The organism is Nocardiopsis sp. iso_238 (assembly GCF_056173325.1).
This window is the reverse complement of sequence record NZ_CM149668.1, coordinates 6047894-6068325: the sequence shown is the minus strand read 5'-3', so window position 1 is coordinate 6068325 and position 20432 is coordinate 6047894. Positions and strand designations below refer to the sequence as shown.

The window sequence follows — 20432 nt, the reverse complement described above, 5'->3', positions numbered from 1 at the left end:
CGAGCCCCATCACCCCCCGAGCCCCATCACCCCCCCCGCACCTCCACACCGGCACCGACCAGAAGAGGACACCCATGAACGCCAGCGCCACGGGCCCGGGCGACATCCAGGACGTGCTCCCCCTCGCGACCCTCCAGGAGGGTCTGCTGTTCCACTCCGTCAAGGACGAGCAGCACCTGGACGTCTACACCGTCCAGAACGTCTTCGAGTTCACCCGCCGGGTCGACGCCGCCGCCCTGCGCGAGGCGGCGCGGACCCTCCTGCGGCGCCACCCCGCCCTGCGCGCCGGGTTCATGCACGAGGGCGTCGAACGCCCCGTCCAGTTCATCCCGCGCGAGGTCCCGGTCGCCTGGCACGAGACCGACCTGTCCGACCTGCCGGTGGTCGAGGCCCGGCGCCGCTTCGAGCACATCCGGGTCGGCCAGCGCGAACGCCGCTTCGACCTCTCCCGGCCGCCGCTCATCCGGCACGTCCTCGTGCACCTGCCCGACGACCGCGACGTCCTCGTCCTCACCTTCCACCACATCGTCATGGACGGCTGGTCCGGCGAGCTCCACAACGCCGAGCTCATGGACCTGTACCTGCGCGGCGGGGACGACACCGGACTGCCCGCGCCCCGGCCCTACCGCGACTACCTGGTGTGGCTGGCACGCCAGGACCGTCAGCGCTCCGTGGACGCCTGGCGCTCCGCCCTGGAGGGCGTCGAGGAGGGGACCCTCGTCTCGGCCGCCGACGCCGGGGACACCACGATCATGCCCCGCACCGTCGACGGGGTCGTCGCCCCCGACCTGGTCGGCCGCCTCACGGCCCTGGCACGCGACACCGGGATCACCCCCAACACGCTCTTCCTCGCCGCCTGGGGGCTGGTCCTGCGCTCCCACACCGGAGGCGACGACATCGTCTTCGGCAGCACCGTCGCCGGGCGCCCGCCCGAGATCGAGGGAGTGGACTCGATCGTCGGCGTCTTCTTCAACACCGTGCCGGTCCGTGTGCGGGTCCGCCCCGCCGAGACCGTCCGCGACCTCCTCGTCCGCCTCCAGGGAGAGCAGGCCGACCTGCTCCCGCACCACCACGTCAGCCTCGCGGACATCCAGGGCGCGGTCGGCGGGCAGCGGCTCTTCGACTCCCTCTACGTGCAGCGCAACATCCCGCGCGACGACGAGCGCTACCGGGAGGTGCGCGAGCGGACCGGCCTGGAGTCGGTCACCGGCAACGACGCCACCCACTACCCGCTGACCTTCGTCGCCCAGCCCGGCGACGAACTCCGGCTCAGCCTCGCCTACCGGACCGACGTCGTCACGGCCGAGACCGCGCGGGACCTGTACGACCGGGTCGTGCGGCTGCTCGAACAGATCGCCGCCCAACCCGACGCCCCGGTCTCCGACCTCAACGCGCTCCCCGCGCACACCGCGGGCGCCGCCCTCAGGCTGGGGGAGGGGGTGCGGCGCGCACTCCCCGACACCACCCTCGCCGGGATCTTCGAGGAGTCCGCGCGCCGTGCCCCCGAGCGCACGGCCCTGGTCACCCGTGACGAGAGCCTCACCTTCGCCGTGCTCGACGAACGCGCGGAGCGTCTGGCCCGCCTGCTCGCGGGCCTCGGCGTGGGCCCGGAGGCCAGGGTGGCCATCGCGCTGCACCGCTCCGCCGACTGGGTGGTGACCCTGTTCGCCGTGCTCAAGCTGGGTGCCGCGTACGTGCCGTTGGACCTGGAGCACCCGGCGGCCCGGCTCGGCCACATGCTCGTCGACTCCGACCCCCTGGTCACCGTCACCACCGCCGACGCCGCGAAGAACCTGCCCGCGGAGCGGGACCCCGAGGCGGGCGCCGGTGGCCGCCGTGTCCGCCTGGACGACCCGCGCGTCGTCGCGGACCTCGCCCGGGTCGACCTCTCCCGGCCCCGGACCCCCGCCGCCCACCGGCCCGACCACCTCGCCTACGTCATCTTCACCTCGGGTTCCACCGGGCGCCCGAAGGGCGTGGAGATCCCGTACCACGGCCTGGTGAACATGCTGGTCAACCACCGCACGGAGATCTTCGACCCGGTGGTCGAGGCCCAGGGCGGACGGGTCATGAGGGTCGCCCACACCGTGTCGTTCTCCTTCGACATGTCCTGGGAGGAGCTCCTGTGGCTGATCGACGGCCACGAGGTGCACCTCATGGACGAGGAGCTGCGCCGGGACTCCGCCGCCCTGGTGGCCTACTGCTCCGACCAGGACATCGACGTCGTCAACGTCACCCCGTCCTACTGCGGACAGCTGATCGAGGACGGCCTCCTCGGCGGCGCCGCGGACGCGGACGCGGAGGCCCGCGGCGGCGCCCACCGCCCGCCGCTGGTCCTGCTCGGCGGTGAGGCGGTCAGCGCCACCGTCTGGGACACCCTCCGCGAGGCCGACGGCGTGCTCGGCTACAACCTGTACGGGCCCACCGAGTACACGATCAACACGCTCGGCGGCGGCACCGACGACAGCCGCACCCCCACGGTGGGGCGCCCCATCGCCAACACCGACGTCCACGTCCTCGACTCCGCCCTGCGCCCGGTCGCCCCGGGGGTCCCCGGCGAGCTGTACGTGACCGGGGTCGGCCTGGCCCGGGGCTACGCCAACCGACCCGACCTCTCGGCGGAGCGGTTCGTCGCGGACCCGTACGGCCCGCCAGGTTCGCGCATGTACCGGACCGGTGACCTGGTCCGCTGGGACGCCGAAGGGCTCATCGACTACCTCGGCCGGGCCGACGACCAGGTCAAGATCCGCGGTGTGCGCATCGAACCCGGCGAGGTGGTGTCCGCCCTGGAGGAGCACCCGGCCGTCGCGCAGGCTGCCGTGGTCGTCCGCGAGGACACCCCCGGCCTCAGGCGCCTGGTCGCCTACCTCGTCCCCGCCTCGGGTGCCGACGTCGACACCGACGCCCTGCGCCGGGACCTCCAGGGGACTTTGCCCGACGCCATGGTGCCCTCGGCCCTGGTCACCCTGGACCGGCTGCCGCTCACCATCAACGGCAAGCTCGACCCGGCCGCGCTGCCCGCGCCCGCCCACACGGGCAGCGAGGGCCGCCCGCCGCGTGACGACGTCGACCGCGCCCTGTGCGACGACTTCGCCGCCGTCCTCGGCCTGGGCGGGGAGGCCGACGCGCCCGGCGCCGCACTCGGCATCGACGACGACTTCTTCGACCTGGGCGGGCACTCGCTCCTGGCCATGCGCCTGGTCGGCCGCGTCCGCAAGCGCACCGGGCAACGGCTGCGCGCGGGCGACCTCATCGCCGCGCCCACCGTCGCCCGCCTGCGCGCGTACCTGGAGTCCCCGCGCCGCGAGGACCTCCTCGCCCCGGTGCTGCGCCTGCGGGAGGGCGGACGCAGGAGTCCGCTGTTCTGCTTCCACCCGGCGAGCGGGTTCAGCTGGTCCTACGCGGGGCTCGCCCCCCACCTGGACAAGGAGCGGCCCATCGTCGGCATCCAGTTCCCGGGCCTGCGCGAGGACGACCTGCCGCCCACCATGGACGGACTCGTGGAGCGCTACGCCCGCCTCGTCCGCACCGTCCAGCCCAACGGCCCCTACCACCTGGTCGGCTGGTCCTTCGGAGGGCAGATCGCGCACGGCCTCGCCACCCTCCTCCAGGCCGAGGGGGAGGAGGTCGCCTTCCTCGGGATGCTGGACACCTACCCCACCGACTCCGCGCCCGTCCTGCGGGCGGGCGGCGCCATGTCCGACGCCGAGGCCGAACAGGAGGCGCTGGAGTTCCTGCTCTCCAGCTCACAGCGCGACCTGCCCTCCTGGCTGACCGCGCCGTACCGGCGGGAGGAGGTCGTGGAGTTCATGCGCGACAGCGACGGCGTCTGGGCCGACTTCGACACCGACACGATCGAGCGCGTGGTCCGGGCCCGCATGTACACCAACGAGGTCATGTACCGCACGGGATACCGGGTCTTCGACGGCGACCTGCACTTCTTCTCCGCCACCGCCCAGCGCGAACCCGACTCCGGCATCACCGCCGAGCTGTGGAAGGAACACGTGCGGGGGCAGGTGCACGACACCCCCGTCGACCACCACCACGACGACCTCACCGGCCCGGCCGCGCTCTCCGTCATCGGCCCGGTCCTCGACCGCGCCCTGAGGGCCGCGCGCGGGAACCCGACCCCGGGTTTCCAGTCGAAATAAGGCAAGGCTAGCCTAACTAGTGACTCGGGCTCCCCGCCGTATCCCCGTGCCCCACCCCACTCCCACGAAAGCGAAGACCGTGAAACAGCTGACGACCCCTCTCAGGGGAGGTGCCCTCACCTCCGGCGGCCTCGCCCTGGCTCTGGCCCTCACCGCCTGCGGTACCACCTCGGACGCGGCCGACGGGACCGACGCCGGTGCCACCGTCGAGGTCGAGACCGACTACGGGACCGTCGAGGTTCCCGAGGACCCCCGGCGGATCGTGGCCCTGGAGTTCGGCAACGAGATCCTCGTCGAGGCCGGGATCGACCCCGTCGGCGTGATCGAGCCCAACCCCGGCCTCTACACCGAGGACGAGCTCGCCGTCCTCGAGGAGGCCACGGTCGTCCAGGCCTCCAGCCTCGAACTCAACCTGGAGGCCATCGCCTCCGCCGAACCCGACCTCATCATCGGCGGCGTCCGCGAACAGAGCCACGAGGACTACGAGGAGCACTTCGCGACGCTCTCCGAGATCGCGCCCACCGTCCTGTTCGACTTCGAGGGCGCCGGACACGAACTCCGCGACATGAGCCTCGGACTCGCCGAGGTCGTCGGTGACGGCGAGCGCGCCCAGGCCGAGCGCGACCGCTACGAGGAGCGCGTCTCCGAGATCAGCGAGACCTACGCCGACCAGCTCAGCGACCACACCTTCGCGGTGGTCTTCGGGGTCGACAACGAGTTCGCCGTCATCAACACCAACGCCTGGGGCGCCCACATCCTCGACGAACTCGGCGCGGAGGCGACCGCCGTCACCGAGGAGGCCGGGACCGACTTCGCCGCCTGGCAGTCCTACGAGAACATCGACAAGCTCCAGGACACCGACGTCGTCTTCTACGAGACCGACGTCGCCCACGAGCCCGACCCCTTCACCGCTGACCTCCTCGGACAGGACCTCTGGCAGCCCCTCCCCGCCGTCGAGGACGGGCAGGTCCACCCGCTGCGCTACGGCGCCGCGCGCACCTGGGCCCAGGGCAACGACGTCCTCGACCAGATCGAACAGGTCCTGGAGACCCTCTAGGCCCCGTGTCACGCGACCCCAACGAAGGAGCGACCATGACCAACCCCTTCGACGACACCGAAGGCACCTTCCTCGTCCTCGTCAACGACGAGGACCAGCACTCGCTGTGGCCCGGGTTCGCCCGGGTCCCCGAGGGATGGACCCCCGTCCACGGACCGGTCTCCCGGGACGAGGCGCTCGCCTACGTCAACGCGCACTGGACCGACCTGCGCCCCCGCAGCCTGCGCGAGGCGCTCGCCTGACGGCGCGGTGGGCCCCTCTCCCGGACGAGGGGCCCACCGCCTCCGGACGGCGGCACACCGAGGGCGGACCACCGCCCGCCCCACCCGTGAAGGACCCCGTGAAGCTCTCCCAGCTGATGGTCGACACCAGCCCCCTGCGCCTGAGCCGCGAGTTCAGGATCGTCTTCGTCGCCCGACTCGTCTCCGTCTTCGGGCTGGGGTTCGCCGCGGTGGCCCTGCCCATGCAGGTCTACGAGCTCACCGGGTCCTCGCTGCTCGTGGCCACCGTCCACACCACGTCGGCGGTGAGCGTCCTCGCGGGCACCCTGGTCGGCGGCATGCTCGCGGACCGGGGCGACCGGCGGCGCCTCATCGTCATCGGCCGGGCCTCCGCCGTCGTCGGCTTCGGGGCCCTGGCCGTCAACACGCTCGTGCCCGCCGAACCCTGGCTCTGGGTGATCTACGCGGTCGCCGCCTTCAACGGCTTCCTCGGCTCCTTCAGCGCCGTCGCCCTCCAGGCCGCCGCCCCCGGGTTCGTCCCGCGGGACAGGCTTCCGGCCGCCGGTGCCCTGCTCGCCCTCAACGGTGAACTCGGCTCCGTCCTGGCGCCCGCGCTCGGCGGGGTGATCATCGCGGCTCTGGGGATGGGCGGGAACTTCGTCATCACGGCGCTGCTCTCGCTCTTCACCACCGTCCTGGTGTGGCGCCTGCCCCGGCTGGAGGCCCCGGAGGAGAGCCGCGCCCAGCCGGTCCTGGACGCCCTGCGCGAAGGAGGCGGCTTCGCGCTCCGGCACCGCGTCGTCGGCCCACTGCTGCTCCTGGGCCTGGCCCAGATGCTGTTCGCCGCACCCCAGGTGCTCATCAACGAGTTCACCGACAAGGTCCTCGGCGGCGGACCCACGCTGGTCGGCCTCCTGTACACCGCGCCCGCGATCGGCGCCCTCATCGGGTCGCTGACCAGCGGCTGGGCCGGACGGGCCCGGCGCACGGGCGCGCTCCTGCTCGTCGCCGTGGCCCTCTGCGGCCTGGCCGTGCTGGGGCTCGGCGCGAGCACCTGGGCCCCGGTCGCCTTCGCGTTCCTGGTCTTCCTCGGCTTCGGGCAGGTCGTGGAGGAGATCCTGCGGTACGCGCTGCTCCAGTCCCACACCCCGGACCGCCTGCGCGGACGCGTCAACTCGGTGTGGACCGCGCAGTCCACCGTCGGCAGTTCGGCGGGGGCGCTCACCCTCGGAGGCCTGGCCCCCGTCATCGGCGCCGCGGGCGCGATGATGGCCGGGGGAGCGCTCACCGTCGTCAGCGTCGGGGCGCTCGCGGTGGCCTTCGCCGGGCTCCGTACCGCCCGGGTCCTCGCGGAACCCGAAGCCGTCTCCCGGGTCCAGCCCGAGCAGTAGCCCGGCCGCTTTCGGTTCCGGGAGACGCGGGAGGATGGGACCCTCATCCCCCTCCGAACGATGCGGGAACCCTGCCCATGTTCGAAATGTTCACCGACACCGCGAAGCGTGTGGTCGTCCACGCCCAGACCGAGACCGTGCGTTTCCACCACAGACGGTTGGGCCCCGAGCACCTGCTGCTCGGCCTCGTGTACGAGGAGGAGGGGATGGCCGCGCGGGCCCTGCGGGGGCTCGGGGCCAGCTACGAGGCGACCGAGGCGGAGGTCCTCAGGGTCACCAGGCCGAGGAAGCGGCCGCCGTACGACGACCCGGGTTTCTCCCGGGAGACGCGCACGGCCCTGAAGTACGCCTTCCACGCGAACGCGCGGTTCGACCACGGCCACTTCGGAACGGAGCACCTGCTGCTCGGCGTCCTGTACCGGGACCGGGCGACGGCCCCGGCCGTCCTCCGGGGGCTCGGAATCGAGCCCGAGCTGGTGCGCGGAAGGGTCGAGGAACTGATCGCCGAGATGAGCGCGAGGTAGCCCCCGGGCCCCAGGGAGATGATCACGCGGTCGGTTCCCCCGGCCATTGTCGGGTGAATTCCGCCGGTGTCCGGACGGGGGCGTCACCGCCCCTCGCCTGGGCGGCCCACTCCTGCTCCGGTCCTGGTCAGGGGGCTCACGGCGACACAGGAGGTCGGAATGCGACCCTCCCCGGCGCGGATTCCACCGAATCCGCGCCGGGGTTTCTTCATGCGCGGGAAACGGCGTCTTGATCCGCGTGAAATAGGGGTCCTGTCGTGTGTTCTCCCGAAAGGGTTCCGCGCGGCACGAGCGGACGCCCGGTGGCTCCGACGCGGTCGGTCCGGCCACGGGGTCGACGCGGTGGCACGTGGCGGCGCCATGGCACGCGGGTCCCCGCCGTCGACGACGGAGTCGGCCGAGGGGACGCCGAACGACCCCGTCGGGCGCGTCCGAGAAAACACGCGGGCGTGTTCCCTCGGAGGCGGCGCGAGCACTCCGTGAGAGCGGGGCGGAGGGGGTCGTCTCACAAAAAATGTACCAGTGTTTGTCGCACATGGTGTGGGGGTGTTTCCCCTTGTCCGACAGTGCTTCCGGGGCCGGAGCGATGGCCCGCGAAAGCCTCCCCGACGCTCGTGGGGGCTTGCCACACGCCTCTCACGTGCTAAAACCTAGATGGGTTGGTGTTGCTACCAAACCCATAACGAATCGTTGAGAGGTGGTTCATGCATCTACTTCCCTCCGATACCGAGAAGCTTCTCCTGGCCGTCGCGGGCATGATCGCCCGGGACCGGCGGGCCAGGGGCGTCAAGCTCAACCAACCGGAATCGGTAGCGCTGCTGTCCTGCTGGGTGATCGAGCGGGCTCGTGAAGGTGCCAGAGTGGCCGAGCTGATGCAGGAGGGGCGCACCGTGCTCTCCCGCGAGGAGGTCATGGACGGGGTCTCCGAGATGATCCCGAACGTCCAGGTCGAGGCCACGTTCCCCGACGGGCGCAAGCTCGTCACCATCACGGAGCCGATCCAGGCGCGGACCCGTCCCCTCCCCGGAGGCGACCCGTCCCCTGAGCTGACCCGTCCCGTCCAGGGAGCGACCCCGTGATCCCCGGTGAGATCCGTACCCGCGCCGTGCCCCTGGACCTGAACGCCGACCGTGAACGGTTGACCCTCGTCGTCGTCAACGCCGGTGACCGAGCCATCCAGATCGGCTCCCACCTGCACTTCCCGGACGCCAACCCCGCGCTGCGCTTCGACCGCGAAGCGTGCCAGGGCTTCCGGCTGGACGCCCCCGCGGGCACCTCGGTCCGTCTGGAACCCGGCGTGAGCCGCACCGTCGAACTGGTCGCCCTCGGCGGCCGACGGTACGTTCCCGGCCTCCAGATCCAGGACCTGAGCAAGGAACCCAAGACCGGCGAACGCGTGCCGCGGCCGGTCATCCCGTTCGGCACCCCCGGCGTCGAGGTCCCCGAACCGGAGCGCGCCTCCGGTACGACGATGCGCGTCGGTGAGCTCGACGCGCACGACGGCGACCCGGCCGAGGTGGTGCCCACCGAGGTCCTGCCGGGCGACCAGGAAGACGCGACCGAGGACACTGAGGAGCAGCAGCCGTGAGCCGCATCGACCACCGTGAGTACGCGCAGCTGTACGGACCCACGGTCGGGGACCAGATCCGCCTGGGCGACACCGACCTGTGGATCGAGGTCGAGGAGGACCGCACCGTCGGCGGTGACGAGGTCGTCTTCGGCGGCGGCAAGAGCATCCGCGAGTCGATGGGCCAGGGCATGACCCTGCGCTCCGAGGGCGCCCTCGACCTGGTGATCACCAACGTGGTCGTCATGGACCACTGGGGGATCGTCCGGGGCGACGTCGGCATCCGCGACGGCGACATCGTCGCGATCGGCAAGGCCGGCAACCCGGACGTCATGGACGGCGTGCACCCGGACCTGCTGATCGGCCCCGGCACCGACGTCATCGCCGGTGAGGGCAAGATCCTCACCGCCGGGGCGATCGACACCCACGTGCACTTCCTCAGCGAGATCGAGATGCACGAGGCCCTGACCACCGGTACGACCACGGTGATCGGCGGCGGCACCGGCCCCACCGAGGGCTCCAAGGCCACCACGGTCACCCCGGGCGCGCACGCGCTGCGGACGATGCACCGCGCCCTGGACAAGTTCCCGCTCAACGTCCTGTTGTTCAGCAAGGGCAGCACGGTCTCCATCGACGCGCTCCGGGAGGACGCCCTGGCCGGGGCGGGCGGCTACAAGGTCCACGAGGACTGGGGCGCCACCCCGGCGGCGATCGACGCGGCCCTGCGCGGCGCCGACGAGTTCGGCCTCCAGGTGGCGCTGCACGCCGACTCCCTCAACGAGACCGGTTACGTCCAGCACACGCTGGAGGCGATCGGCGGTCGCGGCATCCACGTGTTCCACTCCGAGGGCGCGGGCGGCGGCCACGCGCCCGACATCATCATCACCGCCGGTGAGTCGAACGTCCTGCCCGCCTCCACCAACCCGACCCTGCCGTTCACGGTGAACACCGTGGCCGAGCACATGGACATGCTCATGGTGGTGCACCACCTGAACCCGCGTGTCCAGGAGGACCTGGCCTTCGCCGACTCGCGCATCCGCGCCTCCACGATGGCGGCCGAGGACGTCCTGCTCGACATGGGCGCGATCGCGATCACCTCCACGGACGCCCAGGCGATGGGCCGGATCGGTGAGCTGATCTGCCGCACGTGGCAGGTGGCGCACGTGATGAAGAACAGGTACGGCCGACTCGCCTCGGACCTGCCCGCCGACAACGCCCGTGCCCGCCGGTACGTCGCGAAGTACACCATCTGCCCCGCGGTGGCCCACGGCGTCGACCACGTGATCGGTTCCGTCGAGCCCGGGAAGATGGCCGACCTGGTGCTGTGGGACCCCGCGTTCTTCGGCATCCGGCCGTCCGCGGTGATCAAGGCCGGCGCGATCGTCGCCGCTCCGCTGGGCGACCCCAACGGCGCGGTCCCCCTCCCGCAGCCGGTGCTGCTGCGTCCGACCCTGGCCGCGCAGCCCACGTCCGCCGCCGACCTGGCGGTGAGCTTCGTGTCCCCGATGGCGATCGAGGACGGTCTGGCCGAGCGCCTGGGGCTCCAGCGCAGGCTGGTGGGCGTGCGTCCCACGCGGGACGTCACCAAGGCGGACATGCCGAACAACAACGCGCTGCCGAAGATCGACGTGGACCCGGAGACGTTCGCGATCAGCATCAACGGTGAGTTCGTGAAGCCGCAGCCCGTGGACGTGGTACCGCTCGCGCAGCGGTACTCGATGTTCTAGGCCGCCGTGTGAGCACTGGACTGGGCACACTGCTGCTGGCCGACGCCCGGCTGCCGGTGGGCGGCCACACCTACTCGGCCGGGCTCGAACCCGCCCTGCTCGACGGCCTTCCGCCGCACCGCGTCCCCGAGTACATCGCGGCCCGCACGCGCACGGTGGGCCTGGTGGAGGCGGCCGCCGCCGTCCTCGCCCACCGGGCGGTCGGGGGCGTCACCGCCGCGACCGCCGACGGACCCGAGGGGGTCGGCGTGGACCCCGGGGCCCTGGCCGACGTGCACGCGGCGCTGCTGGCCCGCTCACCGAGCGCGCCGCTCCGGGACATCTCGGGGCTGCTCGGCCGGGGGCTGGTCCGTCTCGCGGACCGCCTGTGGCCGGAGCACCCGGCGGTGAAGGCGCTGCGCACGCTGGGGCGCGCCCCGCAACGGCCGGTCGCCCTCGGAGCGGTGGCCGCCGTCATGGGGGCCGACGAGGCCGAGGTCGCCCGGGTGAGTCTGTACGACGACGCCCAGACGGTGGCCTCCGCCGCGCTCAAACTCGCACCCGTCGACCCGGTGGACGCGGCCGGGTGGGTGCTCGGAGCCGAAGGGGTGATCTCCGCGACCGTCGCGGAGGCGCTCGCGGTCCGGGGGCCCGACGACCTTCCCGCACGTACCGCACCCCAGATCGAGGGGTGGTCCCTCGAACACCAACTCAAGACCAGGAGGATCTTCGTTGCCTGAGCAGACCGAAGCGAACACGGGTTCCACCACCGGCACCCGGCGCGCGATGCGCCTGGGCGTGGCCGGTCCGGTCGGAACCGGCAAGAGCACGCTGATCGCGACCCTGTGCCGCGAGCTCGCCGACGAGCTGAGCATGGCCGTCGTCACGAACGACATCTACACCGACGAGGACGCCCGCCTGCTGCGCGCGGCCGGGGTCCTGCCGATCGAGCGCATCCACGCGGTGGAGACCGGTGCCTGCCCGCACACGGCCATCCGTGACGACGTCACCCCCAACCTGCTCGCCGTGGAGGACCTGGAGGCGGAGTTCGCCCCGCTGGACCTGGTCGTGGTGGAGAGCGGCGGCGACAACCTCACCGCCACGTTCAGCCCCGCCCTGGCCGACGCGCAGATCTTCTGCCTGGACGTGGCCGGCGGCGGCGACGTGGCCCGCAAGGGCGGGCCCGGCATCGAGCGCGCCGACCTGCTCGTGGTGAACAAGACCGACCTCGCCCCGCACGTGGGCGTGGACGCGGAGCAGATGGTGGCCGACGCCTCCAGCTCCCGCGGCGGTCTTCCGGTGCTGGCGCTGAGCCAGCACGACGACGTCTCCATCAAGGCCCTCGCCGGGTGGGTGCACCAGGTGCTGGCCGACTACCGCGCCGGGAACCACGTGCCGCGCGACCCGGGCCCGATGGCCCCGCACACCCACGCCGACGGCACCACGCACACCCACGAGGGTGACGGGAACCACGAGCACGGATGAGTGAGACCGTCGCGGCCCGCGTGACCGTCGAACGGGTCGGCGGGCGGGTACGCCTGACCGACCTGGCGGGGGGAACCTACCTGCGGGCCCAACCCCTGGGCGTCCGCGGCGACACCGCGCGGGTGGCCCTGCTGGGCACCTACGCGCTGCTGCTCGCCGGGGACGACCTGCGGATGGAGATCACCGTGGGGCCCGGCGTGTGGCTGGAGCTGGTGGAGCCGTCCGGGATGGTCGCCTACGACGCCCGGGGAGGCGCCGCGAGCTGGCGGGCCGACCTCAACGTGGCGGACGGCGCGTGCCTGGTGTGGCGCGGCGCGCCGTTCGTGGTGACCCAGGGCGCGGACATCACCCGGCACACGCGGGTGCGCCTGTCCGGCTCCGGTCGGGCGCTGGTGCACGAGACCCTGGTGCTGGGGCGCAGCTACGAGTCGTCCGGGGGGCCGCTGCGTTCGGTCACCCGGGCCGAGATCGACGGTCGTGCCCTCCTGGTGGAGGACCTCGACCTGCGGGATCCGCTGCTGTCCACGGCCCCCGGGGTCATGGGCGGCAACCGGGTGCAGAGCTCGACCTTCCTGCTCGGCGCCCGCCCGGAGCGGTCGGTGGGCGTGCGGGAGACCCTGCTGCACGGGCCCGGCGCCCTGGCGCGGGCGGTGGCGGAGCACGCCCACGAGGCGGACGCGCAGGTCGCTGACTCCTGGGAGCGGTGGCGGGCGGAGTTCGCCGATCGGGTCGGGTACGAGGGCGCGACGGAGGACGTGTTCGCCTGAGGGCCGCACGGCCCACGAAGTGCACGGACCACGCGGGGCCGGGGAGTGTCCCCCGGCCCTTCGCCGTGTCCGGTCGGGGGCGTGGCCTGACGGGAGCGTCAGCTGGTCGCTCGGTCGCCCACTTAACCGGTCACCCCTGGTCAGGGCCCGGTCGGCCGGTGAGGCGACAGGTCGGGGTGGAACCCCGGGCCGGTGGCGGGCGGGCAACCGCATCCGCGGCCGTCCACCGGTCCAGCCCCTCGGTCACCTGGTCGGTCGGTGGGCCGTTCGGCGGACGGGCCCGCCCCTCCGCTCAGTTGGCCAGGTCCCCGATGTCCACGACCTCGTCGGCCCAGGCCCTCAACAGCGCGTGGTCGTGGCTGATCGCGAGGACGCCGACCCCTTCGGCGGCGAGTCCGGACAGCAGGTGCGCGACGGTCGCCGTGGAGGCGGCGTCGAGCATGGCGGTCGGCTCGTCGCAGACCAGGTACGCGGGGGCGGCGGCCAGCGCCCGGGCCACGCAGGCCCGTTGCAGCTGACCGGCGGAGACCTGGTCGGGGTACCGGTCGAGCAGGTCCGGGGTCAGCCCCACCCGGCGCGCCAGCTCGGCGGTCCGGTCGGCCGTCTCCGCCGCCCGCGAGCGGCCCCGGGCGGAGAACGGTTCCGCGATGATCCGCCGCAGCGGCATCCTCGGGTCCGTGGCGGACCCGGGGGACTGGTGCAGCAGCCCCAGACGACCGTCCATCCGACCCCGCCGGGTGGAGGGCGGCAGGCCGTCGGCCACCACGGTGCCCGCGTCGGGTGGGCGCAGGCCGGTGAGGATCCGGGCCAGGGACGACTTGCCGCTGCCGGACGGGCCGGTCAGCCCCAGGACGCGCCCGGGTGGCACGGTCAGGCTCACCCCCCGCAGGACCACCCGGTCCCCGTAGCGGCAGGTCACACTGTCAGCTACCAACGACATCGGTCTCTCCCGTCCGGTCGGTGAGGGAAGGGTCGGCGGGCGGGTCCGTGAGTTCCGGAGGCAGCCCCGGCAGCGGGTGCAGCCCGTGCGCGGGCAGCGCCGCCATCAGCGCCCTGCTGTAGGGGTGCCCGGGTTCGGACAGCACCCGTCGGGCGGGTCCGCGTTCCACGATCCGTCCCGCGTACATCACCGCCACGTGGTCGGCCACCTGCGTCGTCTCCAGGATCTGGAGGTCGTGGGTGATGACCAGGACCGCCGTGCCGGAGTCGGCCACGCGTCGCAGCAGGTGCAGGACCTGCGCGGCCAGCTCCGGGTCCAGCCCGGCGGTGGGCTCGTCGGCCAGCAGCACCCGGGGCCGACCCGCGAGCGCGGCGGCCGTCACCGCCCGGACGGCCATGCCGCCGGACAGCTCGTGGGGGAACAGCTCCGCCGCGTCGGCCTCCAGACCGACCCGTTCCAGGAGGTCGGGGACCGACTCCTCGGTGCCCAGGGCGGAGACCACCTCCGCGATCTGCGGCCCCACCCGGCGCACCGGCGTGAAGGTCCCGGCCCCGGACTGCGCGGCCAGCCCGATCGTGCGCCCCCGGAGCGCGCGCCAGACGCGTTCCTCGGCGCCGAGCACCTCCCGGCCGTCCACCAGCACGCTCCCGGAGGAGCGGGTCCCGGCGGGCGACAGCCCGCACAGGGCCGAGGCCAGCGTGGACTTCCCGGACCCGGACTCCCCGACCAGCGCGGTCAGTTCACCCGCCCGCAGGTCGAGGTCGAGCTCCGTGGCGGCGTGCACCCAGCGGCCGTCGCCGGTGGGCAGCCGCAGGGTCAGGGACCGCACCCGGACCAGGGCCGGGACGGTGTCGGCCGGTTCGTCCGGTGGCACGGTGACCGGCAGCGGGTCCGGGCCACGGCCGCGCCGCCGACCGGACCGGCCGCCGTCCAGCGCGCGGGTCAGCCCGGCCACCGAGAGCGTGGTGGCCACGAGCACCCCGGCGGGGGCCGCCAGTGTCCACCACGCCCCGGTGAACACGTCGCCGCGCGCGACCTCCAGCAGGGTGCCCAGGCTGGCCTCGTCGGGGGAGAGGCCCAGGCCCAGGAAGCTGAGCGTGGACTCGTGCCAGACGGCGTGCGGGACCAGCATCACCAGGCCGACCGCCGCCTGCGGGAGCGCGGCGGGCAGCAGGTGCCGGTACAGCACCTGACCCCGGGAGGCCCCCCACAGGTAGGCGGCCTCGACGTACTCCGAGGAGCGCACCGAGAGCATCTCGGCGCGCACCACACGGGCGATCTGCGGCCAGTGGGTGAGCGCGATCGACGCGATGATCGCGGGCAGCGACCCGGGGTAGAGGGCGACGATGACGACGCCGATCAGCAGGTGGGGCAGGGCGTTCACCCCGTCGGTGGTGCGCATGAGCAGCCGGTCGACCCGGCCGCCCGCGGTGGCGGCGACCGCGCCGACGGCCACCCCCAGCACCGTGGCGACCACGGCGCAGACCAGCGCCACCAGCAGGGACACCCGCAGCCCCTCGGCGGAGCGCACGAACAGGTCGTAGCCCGAGTGGTCGGTACCGAACGACTGCCCGGGGCCGGGGGGCAGCAGCGCCCGGGCGAAGTCGGCCGTCTGCGCCCCGGCCCACCAGGGGACCAGGACGGCGTAGGCGACGAGGACGGCCAGGGTCGCGACGGGAAGGAACCGGACGGTGCGGCGTCGGCGGGGCCGCGCGGTCGGCGCGGTGGTCGCGGACTTCGGCTCAGACATCGGCGCTCACCCTCGGGTCCAGGAACAGGTAGGCGGCGTCGGCCAGCAGCGAGCCGAGCAGCACCACGGCGGTGGTGGCCAGCGTGAGGGCGGCCAGCAGCGGGAAGTCGAGCGACTGCGCCGAGGCGACCAGCGCGGCGGCGATCCCCGGCCACGCGAAGATCTCCTCCACCAGCACCGCTCCCACGACGAGTTCGGGCAGCCGCGCCCCCACGATCGTCACGAGAGGGGCGAGCGAGACCGGCAGCACGTGCCCGGTCACCACCTTGGCGGGGGAGAGCCCGCGCGCCCGTGCGGCGCGGACCGGTTCCGACCCGCGGGCGCTGGCCACGGCGGTGCGCACCGCCAGCAGCAGCCACGGGAGCTGGGTCAGGGCGAGAGTGCAGGCGGGCAGCACGAGGTGGGTCACCACGCCGCCGAACGTGGGGGCCTCACCGGGGGCGGCGGCCCCCGCCACCGGGGCCCAGCGCAGGATCACCGCGAACACGGTGACCGAGCCCAGGGCGAGGACGAACGGGGGCACCGCCTGCACCAGCACGCCGACACGGGTGACGACCCGGTCCGACCACGAGCCGGGCCGGAGCCCGGCGACCGTGCCCCACACCAGGGCCGACAGCACGGCCACGGCCAGGGCGGTGCCGGAGAGCAGCAGGGTCCACGGAAGGCGTTCGGCGAACACCTCGGAGACCGGCATCGTGTACCCCCGGGACCAGCCGAGGTCCCCTTGGAGCAGGTCGGAGGCCCAGGACCACCAGGCCCGCCACCAGGGGACGTCGAACCCCAGCGCGGCGCCGAGGGACTCCCGCTGCTCGGCGGTGGTCCGCTGGTAGCCCGCCCCCAGGTAGGCGGCGAGCGGGTTGAAGGGGGAGCGCGCGGCCAGCAGGAACACCAGCGCGCTCAGTCCCACGAGCATCGGGAGCCCGACGGCGACGCGGCGCGCCACCAGTCCCGCCAGCTCGCGGCGGCGGTCCCGCCACCGGGTCCGGTGCGACCGGGCCCGGCGGACGGGGGAGGAACTCATCGACGCCACTCGGAGAGGTTCCACCACGGACCCCAGGAGACCCCGTGGGCGTGGGGTTCGAGTACGAGCGGGCCGCGGTCCCAGTCGTCCTCGGCGGCGATGTAGGTGTGGTCGACGAACGCCATGAACACGTACGTGGGGTTCTCGACGTAGGCCCGCTGGATCCGCTGGTAGGCCTCGACGCGCTCGTCGGGGTCGAGGGTCCGGCGGGCCTCCTCCAGGTCCTCGTCGACGCCCGGGATGGCGAAGTCGCCCGGGTTCTCGTAGGTGGGGGTGTCGGCCTCGCGGGTGTGCAGGGTGGCGTACACCTGGGTGTCCAGGTCGTAGGGCTTGTCGCCGCCGCCGAGCAGGATGCCCGCCTCGGTGGAGTTCTCACCCATCTCGTCCCAGGAGGCGCCCTGGATGTCCACCTCGATCCCCAGCGGCAGCATCTCGGCGGCGAAGGCCGTGGCCAGGTCACGGCGCAGGTTGTCCGAGGCGAGGTAGTACAGGGTGAACTCGGCGCGGTCGCCGTCGCGGACGCGGACGCCGTCCGGGCCCTCCTCCCACCCGGCCCCGTCCAGGAGGTCGGCGGCGGCGTCGGGGTCGTACTCGAAGACGGCCTCCGGGTCGTGCGCCGCGCCGTAGACGTCGGGGACCGGGGTGTGGGCGGGGCGGCCGTGGCCGGCGAGCACGTTCTCCACGACCCCGTCGCGGTCCACACCGAGGTTCATCGCGAGCCGGGCGTCGGGGTCGGCGGTGAAGGGGTTGTCCGAGGGGAGGGAGAGGCCGCGCCACTCGGCGGTGCGCACGGGCAGGACCTCGGAGCCGTCGACGTCCGCGAAGGTCTCGGCGGTGACCGGGGGGAGCACCGTTCCGTCGATGTTGCCCGCCCGCATGCGCTGGGCGCGGGTGTTGTCGTCGGGCACCGAGAGGATGACCAGTTCGGTGACCTCGGGCGCGGTGCCGTGGTACTCGGGGTTGACCTCGAACACGGCCTGGTCGGCGCTGAGGTCGGACAGCACGTAGGGGCCGGTGCCGACCGGTGCGCGGTTGCGCTCGGAGTCCGCGGCGGGGCCCGGGGTGATCTCCTCGGACGGGGTGATGCCGAGGGTGAGCCGCGCGGGCATGGCGTAGTAGGGGTAGTTCAGGGTGAAGCGCACGTTGTGGTCGTCGACGGCGGTGACCGACTCGATCATCGAGTAGGAACCGGCGACCTCCGACGCGGTGTCGGGGTCGATCACGGCCGAGTAGGTGGCCACCACGTCCTCGGCGTCGAGGGCGGAGCCGTCGGAGAAGGTGACGTCCGTGCGCAGCTCCACGTCCCAGACGGTGTTGTCGTCGTTGGGTTCGGGAGCGGAGGCGGCGAGGGCGGGGACGAGTTCGGGGAGTGTGTCGTCACCGGAGGACTCGGGGCGCAGGAGGCCCTCGAAGATCGGGGAGACGCCGAGTTCGCCGTAGCCGTTCACGGGGTCGAACTCACCGACGGGCTGGGCGTCGGCCAGGACGATGCGGTTCGGTGTGCCCGTGGCGTCGGCCTCGGTGGAGCCGGTGCAGGCGGTCAGGAGGAGGGTCGGGGCGAGAGCGGTCGCGAGGAGGGCGCGTGTCGGGACGGTTCCGTTCATTCAGTTCTTCCTTGTGGGAGTCGTGGTCTTTCGATGGCGAAAGGTTGACCATCTGATCAGATGATAAGGTATTGGTCGTTCCCGTCGGCCACCGGTTCGACCCGGGCCCCCGAACCGGAGACGACGGTCACCCCTCGGGCCCGCGATCGGGGATAATGGACCCGATGACCTCCCACAGCGACCGGTTCCCCTCGGAGCCCAAGATCGACATCGGAGCCTGGGCGGATCGCTTTCGCCTGCTCGGAGACCCGACACGCCTGCGTCTGCTGGCCGCCATGCACCACGCGGGCCCGGCGAAGGCCTCGGTCGGGGAGCTCGCCGCGATGGCCGGGATCACCGACGTCGCCGCCTCCCAGGCGCTGAGAACCCTGCGCCTCCAGGGCTGGGTCCAGGACGAACGCGACGGGCGCACGGTGCGCTACACGCTCGTCGACACCACGGTGCACTCCCTGCTGCACCTGATGGGCGCCGAACACTGAGAACGCCGTCGGGGCGGGTGCCTCACGCACCCGCCCCGACGGCGTCCCCCCACGCTGTCTCCTAGTCGATCCGGAACAGCGTGGTGGTGCCGGACACCTCGTTGGCCACGACCAGCACCGGGACGCCCGGAATCGGGGAGTCACCGGCGCTGATGAAGGTCAGCCCCTCCGCGCCCAGGTCACCGGCCTCACGGCTGGCCGGGTCGGCGCCGAGGTCGCGGTTGTTGAGGTACTGGGTGAAGGTCACGTCGCGCGGGTCCGTGACGTCGTAGACCATCACCCCGCCCACGCGCTCCAGGCCCACGAACGCGTAGGTGCGGCCCTGCACCTGGCCCAGCACGACCCCCTCGGGCTCGGGGCCCTTGTCGTCGCTGCGGCCGTCGAAGTTGTTCTCGCGGTGGTTGGAGTTGAAGAACTCCGGCGCGACCTCGGCGGTGATCCGCTCGAAGTCGGAACCGGAGTCGAACAGCTGCTCGCCGTCCGCGCCGAAGATCGAGAAGGACCGGCCGCCGAACGAGTGGATCTCCTCGTGGCAGGAGCCGTCCTCGCGCAGACCCTCGGCGGTGCTGACCGAGAGCCGCCCCAGGTGGTGGTCGGCGGTCAGCTCCTCGACGGTCTCGATCCCCCGGTCGTTGTCCTCCAGGAACTCCCGGACGCGCGGGGCGTCCTCGCACAGGTCCAGGTTCTTCACCCGGGTCTCCTCCGAGTAGCCGTCCCAGTCGCGGGCGTCGCCCTCGTTGGCGGTGACCAGCAGGGTCTGTCCGCGCCACCGGTAGCTGTCGAAGCCGTCGGGCTGGTACACGCCCTGGACCGGCCAGTTGGCGATGGTGATCGCTCCGTCGCGGTCGGACGCGTCCAGCTCGTTCCCGGGCTCCATGTGGTCCTTGGTGCCGAAGGGGACGATGTCGGTGATCTCCGCCCGGCGCAGGTCCAGGACGGCGAAGGCGTTAGCCTCCTGGAGCACCACGTGGGCACTGTGGTTGGTGTCGGCCACGATGTACTCGGGTTCCAGGTTGCGCGCCACCCGCCCGGGGGTCCCGGCCTCGCCGGTGGACAGGTCCGGGCCGTACACGCGCACGTCCGGGTGGAGCTCGCGGCCCTCGTCCCAGGCGCGGAAGTCGGCGGTGCGCACGTCGTCCTGGGTGAGCGCGGCCGGCCTGCGGTTCACGGGGACGACGCTCACGGAGCCCTCGGGGTCGACCGTGACGTCGTCGTTCGGCTCCCCCTCGTTGGCCACCAGCAGGGTGCGGCCCTCGGGGGTGAAGGTCAGCATGTCCGGCAGCGCGCCGACCCGCAGGGCGTTCACGGACCTGCCCTCGGTGTCGAAGAGGACCACCCATCCGTAGTCGGTGCGGTCGGCGGCCTCCACGGCCACGGCCACCACGTTCCCGTGCACCGCCACGGAGTTCGCCGCCCCGCCCCGCTCCACCACGGACCCGTCGGCCGCCCGGACACCGGCGGTCTCCAGGTCGAAGAGCTTCTCGGGCCGCTCGGGGTCGGACACGTCCAGGACCTCCACCACGGCGGCGGCCGCGTTGACCACGAACAGGCGCTGGGTGCGCGGGTCGTGGGCGACGATCTCCGCGCCCGAGGCGTCGAAGACGTCGGCGTGATAGGTGCCCGACGCGGAGAGCCGGATGTCCCCGGTCGCCTCGGGAGCCCCGTACGAGGGCGCCTCGTCGGCATGGACGGGGGCGGCCAGGGTGAGGCCGAAGGCCAGGACGGCCGAGGCGGTGAGGGATCTGCGCATGCTGTTTTCTGGAGGTTCG

At 72.9% G+C, this 20432-nt stretch carries 17 protein-coding genes; 12 read left to right on the top strand and 5 right to left on the bottom strand.

The window, feature by feature from the left end:
* Positions 1 to 74 precede the first annotated feature (74 nt).
* From AC0VYL_RS27300 to AC0VYL_RS27250, 11 genes are all read left to right on the top strand, one after another.
* On the top strand, positions 75 to 4151 hold the full coding sequence (locus AC0VYL_RS27300; RefSeq protein WP_475481878.1) for an amino acid adenylation domain-containing protein: 4077 nt from the start codon (positions 75 to 77) through the stop codon (positions 4149 to 4151).
* A 79-nt stretch (positions 4152 to 4230) separates the two neighbouring features.
* Complete coding sequence (locus AC0VYL_RS27295) at positions 4231 to 5208, top strand: ABC transporter substrate-binding protein (protein ID WP_475481877.1); 978 nt, start codon at positions 4231 to 4233, stop codon at positions 5206 to 5208.
* A 35-nt stretch (positions 5209 to 5243) separates the two neighbouring features.
* Entirely contained in the window at positions 5244 to 5450 is a 207-nt protein-coding gene (locus tag AC0VYL_RS27290; RefSeq protein ID WP_475457287.1) for an MbtH family protein, read from the top strand.
* Between the two features lie 98 nt (positions 5451 to 5548).
* Positions 5549 to 6820 carry an enterobactin transporter EntS gene (entS, locus tag AC0VYL_RS27285; protein ID WP_475481876.1) on the top strand — a complete coding sequence of 424 codons (1272 nt, stop codon included), beginning with the start codon at positions 5549 to 5551 and terminating at the stop codon, positions 6818 to 6820.
* 77 nt (positions 6821 to 6897) lie between these two features.
* Positions 6898 to 7344, top strand: coding sequence for a Clp protease N-terminal domain-containing protein (locus tag AC0VYL_RS27280; protein ID WP_475481875.1), 447 nt, complete (start codon positions 6898 to 6900; stop codon positions 7342 to 7344).
* Between the two features lie 704 nt (positions 7345 to 8048).
* The gene (locus AC0VYL_RS27275) at positions 8049 to 8423 is read left to right on the top strand and encodes an urease subunit gamma (protein WP_475457281.1); all 375 of its coding nucleotides are present in this window, start codon (positions 8049 to 8051) and stop codon (positions 8421 to 8423) included.
* Positions 8420 to 8932: an urease subunit beta gene (ureB, locus tag AC0VYL_RS27270; protein ID WP_475457279.1), complete on the top strand. Its 513-nt coding sequence runs from the start codon at positions 8420 to 8422 to the stop codon at positions 8930 to 8932. The genes AC0VYL_RS27275 and ureB overlap by 4 nt, the downstream gene beginning before the upstream one ends.
* On the top strand, positions 8929 to 10638 hold the full coding sequence (locus AC0VYL_RS27265) for an urease subunit alpha (protein ID WP_475457277.1): 1710 nt from the start codon (positions 8929 to 8931) through the stop codon (positions 10636 to 10638). The genes ureB and AC0VYL_RS27265 overlap by 4 nt, the downstream gene beginning before the upstream one ends.
* An 8-nt stretch (positions 10639 to 10646) precedes the next feature.
* Positions 10647 to 11357 carry an urease accessory protein UreF gene (locus tag AC0VYL_RS27260; protein WP_475457275.1) on the top strand — a complete coding sequence of 237 codons (711 nt, stop codon included), beginning with the start codon at positions 10647 to 10649 and terminating at the stop codon, positions 11355 to 11357.
* 46 nt (positions 11358 to 11403) lie between these two features.
* Complete coding sequence (gene ureG, locus AC0VYL_RS27255; protein ID WP_475463284.1) at positions 11404 to 12102, top strand: urease accessory protein UreG; 699 nt, start codon at positions 11404 to 11406, stop codon at positions 12100 to 12102.
* The gene (locus AC0VYL_RS27250; protein WP_475457273.1) at positions 12099 to 12869 is read left to right on the top strand and encodes an urease accessory protein UreD; all 771 of its coding nucleotides are present in this window, start codon (positions 12099 to 12101) and stop codon (positions 12867 to 12869) included. Before ureG ends, AC0VYL_RS27250 begins: the two co-directional genes overlap by 4 nt.
* A 292-nt stretch (positions 12870 to 13161) precedes the next feature.
* Here the strand turns inward: AC0VYL_RS27250 and AC0VYL_RS27245 are convergent, their stop codons facing one another.
* From AC0VYL_RS27245 to AC0VYL_RS27230, 4 genes are read right to left on the bottom strand one after another with little or no spacing between them, the layout of a single operon-like run.
* Positions 13162 to 13809, bottom strand: a complete 648-nt coding sequence (locus tag AC0VYL_RS27245; RefSeq protein ID WP_475457271.1) for an ABC transporter ATP-binding protein — start codon at positions 13807 to 13809, stop codon at positions 13162 to 13164.
* Entirely contained in the window at positions 13793 to 15559 is a 1767-nt protein-coding gene (locus AC0VYL_RS27240) for a dipeptide/oligopeptide/nickel ABC transporter permease/ATP-binding protein (protein ID WP_475481874.1), read from the bottom strand. Before AC0VYL_RS27240 ends, AC0VYL_RS27245 begins: the two co-directional genes overlap by 17 nt.
* Positions 15552 to 16580, bottom strand: a complete 1029-nt coding sequence (locus tag AC0VYL_RS27235; RefSeq protein ID WP_475481873.1) for an ABC transporter permease — start codon at positions 16578 to 16580, stop codon at positions 15552 to 15554. The genes AC0VYL_RS27240 and AC0VYL_RS27235 overlap by 8 nt, the downstream gene beginning before the upstream one ends.
* A complete protein-coding gene (locus AC0VYL_RS27230; protein ID WP_475481872.1) occupies positions 16577 to 18184 on the bottom strand; it encodes an ABC transporter substrate-binding protein in 1608 nt (535 codons plus the stop codon). Before AC0VYL_RS27230 ends, AC0VYL_RS27235 begins: the two co-directional genes overlap by 4 nt.
* 164 nt (positions 18185 to 18348) lie before the next feature.
* Here AC0VYL_RS27230 and AC0VYL_RS27225 point away from each other — a divergent pair, with 164 nt between their 5' ends.
* Positions 18349 to 18663 carry an ArsR/SmtB family transcription factor gene (locus AC0VYL_RS27225; protein ID WP_475457263.1) on the top strand — a complete coding sequence of 105 codons (315 nt, stop codon included), beginning with the start codon at positions 18349 to 18351 and terminating at the stop codon, positions 18661 to 18663.
* Between the two features lie 61 nt (positions 18664 to 18724).
* Here AC0VYL_RS27225 and AC0VYL_RS27220 read toward each other — a convergent pair whose 3' ends face one another.
* Positions 18725 to 20413, bottom strand: a complete 1689-nt coding sequence (locus tag AC0VYL_RS27220; protein ID WP_475481871.1) for a choice-of-anchor I family protein — start codon at positions 20411 to 20413, stop codon at positions 18725 to 18727.
* Positions 20414 to 20432 lie beyond the last annotated feature (19 nt).

Bases quoted from the DNA above. Each gene is read 5' to 3' on its own strand.
- AC0VYL_RS27300 (WP_475481878.1), top strand. From the start codon at position 75: ATGAACGCCAGCGCCACGGGCCCGGGCGACATCCAGGACGTGCTCCCC.
- AC0VYL_RS27290 (WP_475457287.1), top strand. From the start codon at position 5,244: ATGACCAACCCCTTCGACGACACCGAAGGCACCTTCCTCGTCCTCGTC.
- AC0VYL_RS27280 (WP_475481875.1), top strand. From the start codon at position 6,898: ATGTTCGAAATGTTCACCGACACCGCGAAGCGTGTGGTCGTCCACGCC.
- AC0VYL_RS27275 (WP_475457281.1), top strand. From the start codon at position 8,049: ATGCATCTACTTCCCTCCGATACCGAGAAGCTTCTCCTGGCCGTCGCG.
- ureG (WP_475463284.1), top strand. From the start codon at position 11,404: ATGCGCCTGGGCGTGGCCGGTCCGGTCGGAACCGGCAAGAGCACGCTG.
- AC0VYL_RS27250 (WP_475457273.1), top strand. From the start codon at position 12,099: ATGAGTGAGACCGTCGCGGCCCGCGTGACCGTCGAACGGGTCGGCGGG.
- AC0VYL_RS27245 (WP_475457271.1), bottom strand. From the start codon at position 13,809: ATGTCGTTGGTAGCTGACAGTGTGACCTGCCGCTACGGGGACCGGGTG.
- AC0VYL_RS27240 (WP_475481874.1), bottom strand. From the start codon at position 15,559: ATGTCTGAGCCGAAGTCCGCGACCACCGCGCCGACCGCGCGGCCCCGC.
- AC0VYL_RS27235 (WP_475481873.1), bottom strand. From the start codon at position 16,580: ATGAGTTCCTCCCCCGTCCGCCGGGCCCGGTCGCACCGGACCCGGTGG.
- AC0VYL_RS27230 (WP_475481872.1), bottom strand. From the start codon at position 18,184: ATGAACGGAACCGTCCCGACACGCGCCCTCCTCGCGACCGCTCTCGCC.
- AC0VYL_RS27225 (WP_475457263.1), top strand. From the start codon at position 18,349: ATGACCTCCCACAGCGACCGGTTCCCCTCGGAGCCCAAGATCGACATC.
- AC0VYL_RS27220 (WP_475481871.1), bottom strand. From the start codon at position 20,413: ATGCGCAGATCCCTCACCGCCTCGGCCGTCCTGGCCTTCGGCCTCACC.